The following is a 13,115-nucleotide window of genomic DNA, read 5'->3' on the forward strand; positions in this document are numbered from 1 at the left end:
TCGACGCGCGGACCTCACTCCAGAACGGGGACGAGCGCCTCCAGGGTCCCGAGGTCGGCGTCCAGGACCGCCGGGACCCCCAGCGGAACGGTGAGCTGGGCGGCGCAGTGACCGAAGTCCAGACCCCACAGCACCGGGACCCCCAGCGGGGCGAGACGGTCGCGCATCAACTCGGCGATCGTCTCCGGGTCCGGCGGGCAGTCGGTCCAGGTGCCCAACGCCACCCCGGCCACACCGTCCATCCACCCGGTGCGCAGCAGGTGGGTGAGCATCCGGTCCAGGCGCGCGGCGTCCTCGTTGATGTCCTCCAACACGAGGATCCCCCCGGCGGCGGAGAGCCGGCTGTGCGGTGTGGCCAGCCCGTCGTTGAGCAGGCTCAGGTTCCCGCCGAACAGCACCCCCTCGGCCCGGCCCGGGACCAGCGCGCGCGTGGCGGGCGAGGTGAGCGTCAGACGCTCCTCGGGCGAGAACAGGGTCGTGCGCAGATCCCGCTGGGCCGGCTCGTCGCCCACGAAGTAGCGGGTGCCCACCACCGGGCCGTGCACCGTCGTCACCCCCAGCTCCATCGCGAACGCCTCGTGCAGGGCGGTGATGTCGCTGAACCCGATCAGCGCCTTGGGCCCGGCCTCGCGCATCGCGTCGAAGTCCAGCAGGTCGAGCATCCGGTGCGCGCCGTCGCCACCGCGCGCGCAGAACACCGCGCGCACGTCGGGATCGCACCAGGCCTCCTGGAGGTCGGCGGCCCGATCCCGGTCCTCCCCGGCCAGGTAGGGCAGTACGGGGTGCTGGTCACGGATGTGCCGGCCGGTCTCCACCTCCAGCCCCCACCCGGTGAGGATCGAGACCGCCGCGTCCAGTTGGGCGGCCGGGACCGGACTGCACGGGGCCACCAACCGCACCCGGTCGCCTCGACGCAGCCTCGGCGGACGCCTCAGCGGAGACGGAACGGGACGTGACGCCCCGGGGACCCCCTTACGCTCCTCGAACCCCTCGCGCACCTCGGCCGTCGACTCGCCCACGTCGGTCCCCATCCCTTTCGTCGTCTCCTCCAGGGCACCCGCCCTCGGGCACCCGAAAAGGGAGGGGCGCCGTACGGGTCGTACCCGTCGACGCCCCTCCCGGGTCATCAAGAACGCAGAAAGCCGTCCAACACCCGCACGCCGAACCGCAGTCCGTCCAGCGGCACCCGCTCGTCCACCCCGTGCAGCAGCCCGGGGTAGTCCATCCCGGCGGGCAGACGCATGGGGGAGAAGCCGTAGCAGTCGATCCCCAACCGGGCGAAGACCTTGGCGTCGGTGCCGCCCGACAGGCACACCGGCACCACGTGGGCCTCCGGATCGTGGGCCAGCAGCGCCGAACGCAGGGCGTCGAAGGCGGGGGAGTCCACCGGGGCGGAGACGGGCGGTGACCCGTGCGCGTACTCCCAGGTCACCCGGTTCCCCGTCAGCTCGTCCATGGCGGCGGTGAACGCCTCCTCGGCGCCGGGGAGCACCCGGCCGTCCACCCCCGCCGTCGCCTCGCCCGGCACCACGTTGACCTTGTACCCGGCCGAGAGCATGGTCGGGGCGGCGCTGTTGCGTACCGTCGGCGCGACCAGGGGCGCCGCCGTCCCCAACCGGGCGATCAACGCGTCCACCGCCTCGTTGCTCTCGATGTCGCCGTGCGCGCGCTCCACCCCCAGGGCCTTGGTGATGGACTCGATGGCGGCGCGGGTGACCGGCGTCATGTGCAGCGGCCAACGGTGCTCGTCGATCCGGGCGATGGCCGCGGCCAGGGTGCCGACCGCGTTGTCGCGCGGCGGACGCGACCCGTGGCCCGCGGTACCGCGCGAGCGCAGGGTCAGCCAGGCGCTGCCCCGCTCGGCCGCGCCGATCGGGTACAGACGGACCGGGTCCCCGTTGGTGGAGCGGGCGTGCACGGTGTGGCCGCCGCCCTCGCCGATCGCGACCGTGCAGCCCTCGAACAGATCGGCGTGCTCGCGCACCAGGTGGTCGGCCCCATAGGCGGCGCTGTCCTCCTCGTCGGCGACGAAGGCCAGCACGATGTCGCGACGCGGTCGCAGGCCCATCTCCGACCAGTGCCGCACGACCGCGGTGACCATGCCGATGGTGTTCTTCATGTCCACCGCGCCGCGCCCCCACAGGGCGGGGGCACCGGTGACCGGGCAGTCGGCGATCTCACCGGAGAACGGCGGCACCGACCAGTCGTGGGCGTCGGCGGGCACCACATCCAGATGTCCGTGGACCAGCAGGGCGTCCGCGTCGGGGTCGGTGCCCGGGACGCGCACCACCACGTTGGCTCTGCGGTCCGCGGACTCCAGGATCACGGGGGAGAGCCCGGCCGCGCCGAGGGCCTCGGCCGCGAACTCGGCGGCGGCGCGCTCGTCGCCCTCGCCTCCGCCCCGGTTGGTGGAGTCGCGTCGGATCAGCTCGCGGGTCAGGTGGATGGCGTCCTCGCCCGCCGCCGTCAGGGCCGCCTCTCGGGCACTGTCGGACGGGAAGGTGTCGTTGTGGCCCACGGAGTCGGCCTTTCGTCGGGTACAGGTGATGAGGACGGAGTCGTCGCGCGCCGATGGAGGGGCGCGGGCAGGGGCGACGCCCGGGGCGGCCCGTGCCGAACGGCACGATCCGTTACCGACCCCGGGGACAGTTCTACCTGTCGACCCCGTCGATTGTCCGCCGAACCGCTCGGAAGGAGGAGACCCTCCGGGCGAGGCGGGGACGGTCAGCCGTAGTCCTTCTCCATGTGGTTGGAGATCATGGTCGTGACCGTCTTGAAGGCCCGGATCATCTCATAGGCGTCGGGGGAGGTGTAACGCACCCGGCGCTCACCGGTCCGGGTCACCCCGGGGACGATCGCCGCGGCCTGCGCGAGTTGGGCGGAGTCCACCTCGACCTCCACCGTCCTGGGCGCGGGGGCGACCGGCTCGACCCGGCCGGCCGGGGCCAGGGACCTGCGCGCCGCCTCGGTGATGTCGGCGGCGGTGCGCGCGGGGGGACGGCAGCGGGCGGCGTAGCGGCTGACGTGATCCTTGACCGCGACGGTCAGGGCCTGCGGGGCGTAGGAGGCGGCGTCCTCGCAGGCCTTGTCGTCGCCGGTGACCAGGATGACGGGGGTACCGTACTCGGCGACCACGGCGGCGTTGAGCCGACCCTCGCTCGCGGGCACGCCGTCCAACCACACCCCGGTGATCGCGTTCGGCAGATAGGTGTGGGCCAGGACCCCGTCCTCCCCGGCACCGCAGTGGTAGCCGAGGAAGACGATCCCGTCCACGTCGCCGCTCTGGACCCCTTCGATCATCGAGAGTTCCTTGTGGCGGCCGGTGATCATGGTGGCCCGCTCGTCCAGACGCTCCAAGAGGAGGTTGCGCATGGTCGAGTGCGCCTCGTTCACGAACACCTCGGTGGCGCCGCCCTCGAAGAGACCGACGATCGCCGCGTTGACGTCGCCGGTGAACATCGAACGGCAGCGCTGCCACTGCTCGGTCCCGGGCTCGCAGTCGGCGGGCCAGGTGACGCCCGTTGCGCCCTCCATGTCCGCGGAGATGAGGATCTTCATCCGCCAGAGCCTAGCCCGCGCGCACCCCGTGGGGCCATGGGTCCACGGGCATCGAACGGACGAATTCAGCGCCCTCGTGGGGGCTCTCCTCCTCCGACCTGCCCGGGGACGGGACTGAGCCGGGGAAGGCCGGGAAGGGACACCGGCAGGTCGGCGAGGGTGAGCGATTCGGGGAGGGGGCCTTGGGGGAACTCGTCGTGCCGAGGCGCCGGCAGGAGAGGGGAGGGGGACTCGGGGAAGGGGCCCCGGCCGGACGTCCAACGGATCTCCCGGATGGCCTGCACCTCCTCGCGGAGTATCGGTCGGGGGACGACCACCTCCCAGCCGAGCGGATCGCGCAGCGCCACGATCACCCGGACCGCCTCCGCCGCGGTCACCGCCCGCGGCCCGTTCCCGTCGGCGAAGTGGCCGACCGTCACCGGTTCGTCGTCCGGAAGCCGTACGTCTATGGCGATCAGGCCGCGAGGTCCGTGGTGACGGCTCAACTCGTGCGACCAGTGGTGGGTGAGGGCATAGGAGGGGAGCGTGGGGAAACAGAAGACCCCACTGGTCCCTTTCTGCCCGAGTGTGGGGCGCACCCCCGCGTGTTCGACGCGGGCGGCGTTGGCCCGGGGCGTCAGGTGGACGAACATCGCCATGACATCGGATCCCTGTGAGTCGGTCGGAGAGGGTCGGCGGTCGATGGCATGAGCCTCGTACAGGGTTCTCGGCAGGGGGCGCCGGGACTCCCATGGCGCGGGACCCGGCCGCGCCGGGTGAACGTCCTCGGTGCGCGGGGCAGGGGCACGGTCCGAGCGACGTCGCGGTCCGGACCGTCGACCTCACGGGAGCGCGGACCGGTCGGTCCCGGAACGGGAACGGTCACCCGGGTGGCGCCGTGCCCGCACCGGCGCGACCGGCGATCCGTGGTCCGGATCGGCGCGCGCTCTGGTGCATGGTTCAGGATTCTAAGGCCGGCGGGTACGGCGGAACGCGTCGCCTCGTCGGCCGGGTCGCGGGTCCGTTCCTCCGACGCGCGGGCACGATCGGGGCGTTCCGGACCCCGCACGCGAAAAGGACCCCGGAACGGGTCCGAGGTCCTGGGAGGCCACGCTCAGGGAAGGGTGAGGATCTCCGCGCCGCTCTCGGTGATGACCAGCGTGTGCTCGAACTGCGCCGTCCACCTCCGGTCGGCGGTCACGGCGGTCCAGCCGTCCTCCCACAGGTCGTACTCCACGCCGCCGAGGGTGATCATCGGCTCGATGGTGAAGGTCATGCCCGGCTCCATCACGGTGGTGGCGCGCGGGTCGTCGTAGTGCGGGATGATCAGGCCGGAGTGGAACTCCGGGCCCACGCCGTGGCCGGTGAAGTCGCGGACCACGCCGTAACCGAAGCGCTTGGCGTAGGACTCGATGACCCGACCGATCACGTTGATCTGTCGCCCCGGGCGGCAGGCCTTGATCGCGCGCATGGTCGCCTCACGGGTGCGCTCCACCAGGAGACGGTTCTCCTCGGAGACGTTCCCCGACAGGAAGGTGGCGTTGGTGTCGCCGTGCACGCCGTCCTTGTAGGCCGTGATGTCGATGTTGACGATGTCGCCGTCGGACAGGACGGTGTCGTCGGGGATGCCGTGGCAGATGACCTCGTTGAGCGAGGAGCACAGCGACTTCGGGTAGCCCTTGTAGCCGAGGGTGCTCGGGTAGGCGCCGTGGTCCAGCAGGAACTCGTGGCCGATCCGGTCGAGCTCGTCGGTGGTCACACCGGGCTCGACGTGCTTGCCGACCTCTTCGAGGGCCTGCGCCGCGATCCGGCCGGCCACCCGGAGCCGCTCGATGGTCTCGGCGTCCTGGACATCGCCCAGGACCCCCTCCACGGGATACTTCTTGCCGACGTACTCCGGGCGGACGATGTGCGAGGGGACCGAACGTTGCGGCGAGATGCGCCCAGGAACCAGCGGAGTAGTCATGGACAACGATTGTATTGGCGGAGGGCACCCGCCCGTACCCGGTGACGCCGACACGTGACACGTGTGAAGAGCGCGCCGGGGGCGGGTAGATGCCCGAACGAGGCCCTGGAACGACGAGAGGTGGTCGACCGTGACGGACGTTCAGGACGACGGTTGGTGGTTCTGTCTCAAGCACGACGAGGTGGAGCACGGAAAGGGCTGTCCCAACAGTCAACGGCTGGGCCCCTACCCGGACCGGGAGACGGCGGCCAGAGCGTTGAGCATCGCCGCCGAGCGCAACGAGGCCTGGGACGAGGAGGAGTCGGAGGAGGAAGGACGCTGAGCCGGCGCGCGGCCCTGCGCGTTCTCCGGCAGGGAGCGCTCTGACAGGATCGCCTCATGACCGAACAGAGCACACCACAGGACGTGGACATCACCGGGAAGAGCATCGCGGTGTTGGGCGGCACCGGCGACCAGGGCAGAGGCCTGGCCCGCCGGTTCGCCCTGGCCGGGCACACCGTCCACCTCGGCTCGCGCAGCGCCGAACGCGCCGCCAAGGCCGCGAACGACCTGGTCGAGGCGGAGGCCACCGAGATCCGGGTGCACGGGCTGGAGAACGCCGAGGCGGCCGCCATGGGCGACATCGTCGTCGTGGCGGTGCCCTGGGACGGCCACCGCGAACTGCTGGTCTCGCTGGCGGACCGGCTCGCCGGGAAGATCGTCGTGGACTGCGTGAACCCGCTCGGCTTCGACAAGAAGGGCCCCTACGCCCTCGACGTCCCCGAGGGCAGCGCCGCCCAACAGGCGGCCGAGGTCCTGCCGGGCAGCCGGGTCACCGCCGCCTTCCACCACGTGTCGGCCGTGCTCCTGCTCGATCCCGAGGTGGCCGAGATCGAGCTCGACATCCTGGTCCTGGGCGAGGACCGCGAGGCCACCGACGTGGTGCGAGCCCTGGCCGGGACCATCCCCGGCGCGCGGGGCGTGTTCGGCGGCCGACTGCGCAACGCCCACCAGGTGGAGGCGCTCACGGCCAACCTCATCGCGGTCAACCGCCGCTACAAGACCCACGCCGGGATCCGCGTCACCGGCCTGTGAACACGGGCCCCGCGGTGCCGCCCGAACGGTTCCGGGCGGCACCGCGTCGGATCAGGAGACCCACTCCTTGATCTTGCCGATGAGCGTGGCGGGGTCGTCGCCCATGGGGGTGACGTTGAGTCGGGTGACCCCGGCGGCGCGGAAGGCCTCCACCCGTTCGCGTACGTAGGACTCGGGGCCGACCAGGTTGGTCAGCTCCACGAACTCGTCCGGGACCGCGGCGGCCGCCTCGTCCTTGCGGCCGGCCAGGTACAGGTCCTGGATCTTCTCGGCGGCCTCCTCGTAGCCGTAGCGCCGGGCGACCGTGTTGTAGAAGTTCTTGCCCTTGGCGCCCATGCCGCCCACGTACAGGGCGATGATCGGGCGGGTGAACTCCAGGAGTCTCTTGGTGTCCTCGCCCTCGCCGATGGCCAGAAGACCGCCGGCGGTGATGTCGAGCGGGCCCAGGGAGGGGTCGCGTTCGGCGCGGCCCCGGGCCAGCGCCTCGCCCCACACGCTCTCGGCCTTCTCCGGGATGAACAGGTGCGGCAGCCAGCCGTCGGCGATCCGGGCGGTCATCTCGACGTTCTTCACGCCGAGCGAGGCCACGTGGATCGGGATGCGCGGGCGCACCGGGTGGTTGATGATCTTGAGGGGACGCCCCAGTCCGGTGCCCTGGTCGGCCGGCAGCGGGAGGGTGAAGACGTCGCCGTCGTAGGTGAGCCGTTCCTCGCGGGCCCACACCCGGCGGCAGATCTCGATGGTCTCCCGTGTGCGGGTCAACGGCCGGGTATAGGGGACGCCGTGGAAGCCCTCGATGACCTGGGGGCCGCTGGCGCCCAGCCCGAGGAGCGCGCGTCCGTCGGAGAGGTGGTCGAGCCCGGCGGCGGTCATCGCGATGAGGGTGGGGGTGCGGCTGTACATGGGCAGGATCGCCGAGCCGATCTCCACGCGCTCGGTGCGGGCCGCCAGATAGCCCATGAGGGTGGGGCTGTCGAAGCCGTAGGCCTCGGCGACCCACACGGTGTCCAGTCCGACCTTCTCCAGCTCGGCGACCTGTGCGACGGCGTCCTTCGGTTCGCCCGCGTACTGGAGCGGCATCGAGATGCGCATCTGCTGTCCTCCCGGTGGGGCCGGGAACCGGCCCGTGGCGGTCCTGGTGTCGGCGTCACTGTACTACCGAGCGACATTCGGTCTGTGGTCCGCCTCACATCGAGGGAAGGCCCTGGTCGAAGCCCCTCCCCAAGATCTCTTGGCCAAGGGGTCTTGGCCAAAGAACCTTGGGCGTCTACCTTCTCGGCATGAACGGCGAGAACCCCACCCCCGTCCCCGACCCCTTCGAGAAGGCCGCGGTCCTGGACGCCCACTCCCTGCGCGGACTGGCCCACCCCCTGCGGCTGCGGGTCTACCAGTTCCTTCAGGCGGCCCCGGCCACCGGCAAGAAGGTCTCCATCGAACTCGGCATCTCCTCGGCCTCGGCCAGCTACCACCTGCGCCAACTGGAGACCTACGGCTTCATCGAGGAGGACCCGGCCCTGGGCACCGCCCGTGAACGCTGGTGGCGCGTCCTCCACAAGGGATTCCGTATGCCCGAGCACCTGGACACCGAGGTCCCCGAACTCAGCACCGCCCTGCGCCACGCCCTCGCCGCCCGCTGGTCCGAACGCATGGCGGCCGCGGTCGACCTGTGGGCCTCGCAGCCCGAAGGGTGGCGTGAGGCCCAGTTCATGGCCGACCGTGTCCTGCACCTGAACCTGGAGCAGATGGAACGCCTCCGCGCCGAGCTGAGCGAGACGCTCGCCCGATACGCGCACGAGGGAGACCCCGAAGGGCGCGCGGTGAACGTCCAGCTCACCGCCTTTCCCTTCCCCGAGACCGACCGGGAACCCTTCGGCGACACCGAGGCTCCCCCGGGCGCCGAGAAGGGTGCGCCGTGAGGCCCATGACCGGGCTGATCCTCGCGCAGGCGTGCGCCTATCTCGGCACCCGCCTGGCGATGATCGCCATCCCCTGGTTCGTCCTGGAGACCACCGGAAGCCCGACCCACATGGGTCTGGTGACCCTGTGCGAGCTCGGTGCCTACACCCTGGCCCGGCTGTTCGTCGGCCCCCTCCTGGACCGGATCGGGCAGCGGGCCGTCAGCATCCGGGTCGACCTCCTCGCGGCCGCCGCGCTCGCCGCCGTGCCGCTGCTCTTCGCCGCCGACCTCCTGCCCTTTCCGCTCCTGCTCGCGCTCGTCACCGTGATCGGGCTCGCCACCGGCCCCTCCGAGGCGGCGAAGGTCTCCCTGGCCCCGTTCGTCGCCCGCGCCGCCGGGGTGCGGGTCGAACGGGTCACCGGACTCACCGGCACCGTCGACCGTCTCTCCATGACGGTCGGACCGATCGCCGCCGGAGCGGTGGTCGCGTTCTTGGGCGCGCTCACCGCCCTCCACCTCAACGCGGCGCTCATGATCACGTCGGCGCTGGTCACGGCGGTCCTGCTGCGCCGCGACACCGAGACGGTCGGCCGGGCCGGTCCCGACCCGGAGGAGGGACACGGCTACCTCACCCGGCTGCACGCGGGATGGCGGGCGATCTGGGGCGACGTTCCCCTGCGGACCCTCACCGTCATGATCATGGTGACCAACATCGTCGACGTGGCGGTGATGAGTCTGGCGCTGCCGATCTGGGCGCACCAGGGCGGAATGGGGCCCGAGGCGGTCGGGTTCGTGGCCGGAGCGCTCGGCGGGGCGTCGATCCTCGGGTCGTTGATCGCGGCCTGGGCCGGCCACCGGCTGCCCCGGAAGGCGACCTTCTTCCTCTGCATGGCGGTCGCCGGGCCACCGCGCGTCCTGGTCCTGGCCCTGGACGTGCCCCTGTGGGTCGTCCTGACGGTGTGGGCGGCCTCCGGGCTCTTCGGGGGGCTCATCAACCCCCTGCTCTCGGCGATCATCTTCGAGCGGCTGCCCCTGACCATGGTCGGCCGGGGCATGTCCATGCTCGGCGCCCTCACTCGAGTCGGGGCGCCCATCGCCGCCCCCGGCATCGGCGCGGCGATCGGGCTCCTGGGGGTGGCCCCGGTCCTGGCGGCCGGGGCGTTCGTCCATCTGGCGGCGGTCCTGTTCCCGATGTTCGGGGCGGCGGCACGGGCCTTCGACCGTTCGACGGAGGAACCGGGCGCGGACACGGGAACGCCGGCCGGGGAGAACCCCGACCGGCGCACGCGGTCACGGTCGGACCCAGGGCCCGACCCCGAACCGGATCAGCTCTTGTAGGTGTGCTCCTCGGCGGGGAAGGCGCCGTTGACGACCTCGTCCGCGTACTCGGAGGCCGCGTCGCGCAGCGTGTCGGCCAGGTTCGCGTAGGTCTTGACGAACTTCGCCACCCGGGGGCTCAGCCCGGCCATGTCCTGCCACACCAGCACCTGGGCGTCGGTCCCGGCGCCCGCGCCGATCCCGATGGTGGGGATCGACAGCTGTCGGGTCACCTCGGCGGCCAGGTCGGCCGGGACCGCCTCCAGCACGACCGAGAACGCGCCCGCGCGCTCCAGTTCCTTGGCGTCCTTGAGCAGCTCCTCGGCGGCCTCGCCGCGCCCCTGCACGCGGTAGCCGCCCAGGGTGTTGACGGACTGCGGGGTCAGACCGACGTGGCCCATCACCGGCACACCGGCCGAGACCAGCAGCTCGACCTGGGGGGCGACGGCCCGGCCGCCCTCCAGCTTCACCGCCTGGGCGCCGCCCTCCTTCATGAACCGGGAGGCCGCCTCCAACGCCTGCTGAGGGGAGCCCTGGTAGGCGCCGAAGGGCAGGTCGGACACGACCAGGGCCCGCTTGGTGGAACGGGCGACGGCGGCGGTGAGGGGCACCAGCTCGTCCATCGTGATCGGCACGGTCGACTCGTAGCCGTAGACGACGTTGGCGGCCGAGTCGCCGACGAGGAGGACGGGGATGCCCGCGTCGTCGAAGATCCGCGAGGTGAGGGCGTCGTAGGCGGTCAGCATCGGCCAACGCTCGCCGCGCTGCTTGGCCCGGGCCAGGTCCCTGATGGTGACGCGGCGGTTGGTGACCCCGCCGTACAGGGCGTTGCCGGCCTCGGGCGTCTTGGGCGTGGTGTTCATGGTGTTCTTCCTCCGTTGTCTCGAAGCACCTGCGGGGTGTCTCCGGACCTGTGGACGAAAAGATGGTGTGATGCGCTCGTCGGAGCGCGTGTTCCCCGGGGGGAATACCTGTGTCGTGGGACGGCCTCCACGCCCGTCGCCCCCGCCGTCCGGGGGACCGGTGCGGTGGGGAGAACGGGTGAGCGGGGTGCCCGAGGGCATCATCGCATGCCGCCGTCTCCGCGAGATCAACGGCTTCACAGATCCGAACATTCCCCTCCGGGGGGTGCGCGCCCGACAGGAGAGGTTCGGCACGATGCCGGCCCCGGGTAGGTGTCCCACGGACCCGGACGGCCGGTGGACGAGGAGAGGCCCTGTGGACGAGCGGACGGCGTATCGGCGCAGGTGGGGCGGGCTCACGGTGCTCATCATCTGCCTGCTGGTGATCGTGGCGGACAACACGATCCTCAACGTGGCGTTGCGCACCCTCTCCGATCCGTCGAAGGGGCTCGGCGCGAGCCAGGCGCAGTTGGCGTGGGCGATCAACGCCTACACCCTGGTGTTCGCGGGGCTGCTGTTCACCTTCGGCATCCTCGGTGACCGCTGGGGCAGGCGACGCATGCTGGTGTCCGGACTGATCGTGTTCGGTACGGCCTCGACCCTGACCGCCTACTCGCAGACACCGGAACAGCTCATCGCGGCGCGGGCGGCGATGGGGTTCGGCGCCGCCATGGTCATGCCGCAGACCCTGTCGGTGATCAGGAATCTGTTCCCGGAGGAGGAACGGGGACGGGCGATCGGCCTGTGGGCCGGGGCGGTCGGCCTGGCGCTGGCGATCGGACCGTCCGCCGGCGGGCTGCTGCTGGAGAACTTCTGGTGGGGCTCGATCTTCCTGATCAACGTGCCGTTCGTCCTGATCGGCCTGTCGCTGATGTTCTTCCTCGTCCCCGAGTCCAGGAACGAGAACCCCGGCCGTCTCGACCTGCTGGGGGTGGCGCTGTCGATCCCCGGTCTGGTGCTGCTGATCTACGGGGTGATCACCGCGGGGGAGCGGGCCTCCCTGTTCGACGTGGACGTGTACGGCGCTCTGCTCCTCGGGGTGGGCGTGCTCGTCCTGTTCCTGGTGCACGAGGCACGGACCCCGAACCCCTCGCTGGACGTGCGCTTCTTCCGCGACCCCGGGTTCAGCGTGTCCATCGCAGTGATCATGGTGCTGTTCTTCAGCATGGCCGGGATCATCTTCTTCCTGAGCTTCTACTGGCAGAGCGTGCGCGAGTTCAGCCCGCTCGTCGCGGGGCTGCTGATCCTCCCCTCGGCCCTGGGCCAGATGATCTTCGCCCCGCTCAGCCCGACCCTGGTGCGGCTGGTGGGCCGACGCAACCTGGCGCTCGTGGGCGTGGCCGTCGTGTGCTGCTGTTTCGCGTTCTACACCCAGCTCCAGGAGACCACCCCGGTCGCCCTGATCGTCGTGTTCTTCTTCCTCCAGAACTCCGCGATGGCGGTGGTCCTCACCCCGGCCACGGACACGATCATGGCCTCGGTCCCGCCGGGCAAGGCGGGTTCCGCGTCGGCGGTGCAGAACACGGTGCGTCAGGTCTCCACCGCCATGGGGGTCGCGGTCCTGGGCGCGGTGATCTCCTTCCACTACCGGCCGGCGATCGAGCCCACGCTGACGAGGGTGACCGAGGAGACGCACCGTCACCCCGACCCCTCGGTGGGGGAGTCGATCGAGTCCACGGTGGCGTTCGCCAAGACGTTGGGCGCGAGCGGGGACGCGTTGATCGCCCCCGCCAAGACGGCCTTCCTGGCGGGCCTGCACATGGCGGCGACGGTCTCCCTGGTGACCGGTCTGCTGGGGCTGCTGATGGTGGGGATCTGGATGCCGCGCGGGACACCGGCGGCTCGAGGGCGAGAGGGCTCGGGTCGACGGGAAAGGGCCTCGAGCGAAGAGGGGGAGTCGAAGGGCGAGGCCTAGGGAGCGAGAGCGGAGCGATTCACAAGAGCACGACCTAGCATGGGCGTATGCGTCTGACCGCCTTCACCGACGTCTCCCTGCGCCTGGTCATGCGGCTGGCGGTGGCGAAGGAGGGCGAACTCCTCACCACCCGGGCCGCCGCGGGCATGCTCGTCGTGCCCTATTCGCACATGGCCAAGGCGGTGGCGCGGCTGTCGGAGCTGGGGCTGGTCGAGGCGCGGCGTGGACGCGGTGGCGGCCTCACCCTGACCGAGGCGGGGCGGCGGTCCTCGGTGGGGGCGATCGTGCGCGAGCTGGAGGGAGCCGGGGACCTGGCCGGGTGCGAGGACGATCCGCCCTGCCCGTTGCGCTCGGCCTGCCGGTTGCGCGGAGCGCTGTCCCGGGCGCGTGAGGCCTTCTACGCCTCCCTGGACGAGGTGACGGTGGAGTCCCTGGTGTCCCCGCCCACACAGCAGACCCTGATGGTGCTCCGGTCAGACGGATCACCGGCCGTAGAGCCTTCCTGAC

At 71.4% G+C, this 13,115-nt stretch carries 13 protein-coding genes; 6 read left to right on the plus strand and 7 right to left on the minus strand.

Going from position 1 to position 13,115, the window contains the following annotated elements; genetic code table 11:
* Positions 1 to 14: 14 nt before the first annotated feature.
* From D451_RS0115150 to map, 5 genes are all read right to left on the minus strand, one after another.
* The gene (locus tag D451_RS0115150) at positions 15 to 1,031 is read right to left on the minus strand and encodes a S66 peptidase family protein (protein WP_017535077.1); all 1,017 of its coding nucleotides are present in this window, start codon (positions 1,029 to 1,031) and stop codon (positions 15 to 17) included.
* A 95-nt stretch (positions 1,032 to 1,126) separates the two neighbouring features.
* Positions 1,127 to 2,518, minus strand: coding sequence for a M20/M25/M40 family metallo-hydrolase (locus D451_RS0115155; protein WP_014910214.1), 1,392 nt, complete (start codon positions 2,516 to 2,518; stop codon positions 1,127 to 1,129).
* Positions 2,519 to 2,724: 206 nt separating this feature from the next.
* Complete coding sequence (locus tag D451_RS0115160) at positions 2,725 to 3,558, minus strand: M55 family metallopeptidase (protein WP_014913275.1); 834 nt, start codon at positions 3,556 to 3,558, stop codon at positions 2,725 to 2,727.
* 65 nt (positions 3,559 to 3,623) lie between these two features.
* Positions 3,624 to 4,196, minus strand: coding sequence for a hypothetical protein (locus D451_RS0115165; protein WP_026125091.1), 573 nt, complete (start codon positions 4,194 to 4,196; stop codon positions 3,624 to 3,626).
* 455 nt (positions 4,197 to 4,651) lie between these two features.
* Positions 4,652 to 5,503, minus strand: coding sequence for a type I methionyl aminopeptidase (gene map, locus D451_RS0115170; protein ID WP_234305850.1), 852 nt, complete (start codon positions 5,501 to 5,503; stop codon positions 4,652 to 4,654).
* A 130-nt stretch (positions 5,504 to 5,633) separates the two neighbouring features.
* Here map and D451_RS0115175 point away from each other — a divergent pair, with 130 nt between their 5' ends.
* Together D451_RS0115175 and npdG are read left to right on the plus strand one after the other, a co-directional pair.
* Positions 5,634 to 5,825, plus strand: a complete 192-nt coding sequence (locus D451_RS0115175; RefSeq protein ID WP_014911821.1) for a hypothetical protein — start codon at positions 5,634 to 5,636, stop codon at positions 5,823 to 5,825.
* A 56-nt stretch (positions 5,826 to 5,881) separates the two neighbouring features.
* Positions 5,882 to 6,577: an NADPH-dependent F420 reductase gene (npdG, locus tag D451_RS0115180; protein ID WP_014913149.1), complete on the plus strand. Its 696-nt coding sequence runs from the start codon at positions 5,882 to 5,884 to the stop codon at positions 6,575 to 6,577.
* 51 nt (positions 6,578 to 6,628) lie between these two features.
* Here npdG and D451_RS0115185 read toward each other — a convergent pair whose 3' ends face one another.
* Positions 6,629 to 7,669: an LLM class F420-dependent oxidoreductase gene (locus D451_RS0115185; protein ID WP_014912050.1), complete on the minus strand. Its 1,041-nt coding sequence runs from the start codon at positions 7,667 to 7,669 to the stop codon at positions 6,629 to 6,631.
* A 188-nt stretch (positions 7,670 to 7,857) separates the two neighbouring features.
* Between D451_RS0115185 and D451_RS0115190 the strand changes: the two genes are divergently transcribed.
* A complete protein-coding gene (locus tag D451_RS0115190) occupies positions 7,858 to 8,493 on the plus strand; it encodes an ArsR/SmtB family transcription factor (protein WP_169336176.1) in 636 nt (211 codons plus the stop codon).
* Positions 8,490 to 9,812, plus strand: a complete 1,323-nt coding sequence (locus D451_RS0115195) for an MFS transporter (RefSeq protein WP_017535080.1) — start codon at positions 8,490 to 8,492, stop codon at positions 9,810 to 9,812. The genes D451_RS0115190 and D451_RS0115195 overlap by 4 nt, the downstream gene beginning before the upstream one ends.
* On the opposite strand, the gene panB is transcribed toward D451_RS0115195, so the two are convergent.
* Positions 9,800 to 10,654: a 3-methyl-2-oxobutanoate hydroxymethyltransferase gene (gene panB / locus D451_RS0115200; RefSeq protein ID WP_017535081.1), complete on the minus strand. Its 855-nt coding sequence runs from the start codon at positions 10,652 to 10,654 to the stop codon at positions 9,800 to 9,802. The genes D451_RS0115195 and panB overlap by 13 nt on opposite strands.
* Before the next feature lie 355 nt (positions 10,655 to 11,009).
* Here panB and D451_RS26575 point away from each other — a divergent pair, with 355 nt between their 5' ends.
* On the plus strand, positions 11,010 to 12,608 hold the full coding sequence (locus D451_RS26575; RefSeq protein ID WP_017535082.1) for an MFS transporter: 1,599 nt from the start codon (positions 11,010 to 11,012) through the stop codon (positions 12,606 to 12,608).
* A 47-nt stretch (positions 12,609 to 12,655) separates the two neighbouring features.
* Positions 12,656 to 13,114 carry an RrF2 family transcriptional regulator gene (locus tag D451_RS0115210; RefSeq protein ID WP_014910586.1) on the plus strand — a complete coding sequence of 153 codons (459 nt, stop codon included), beginning with the start codon at positions 12,656 to 12,658 and terminating at the stop codon, positions 13,112 to 13,114.
* The last annotated feature ends 1 nt before the right edge of the window (position 13,115 follow it).

This window comes from Nocardiopsis alba DSM 43377, from assembly GCF_000341225.1.
Classification (GTDB): domain Bacteria; phylum Actinomycetota; class Actinomycetes; order Streptosporangiales; family Streptosporangiaceae; genus Nocardiopsis; species Nocardiopsis alba.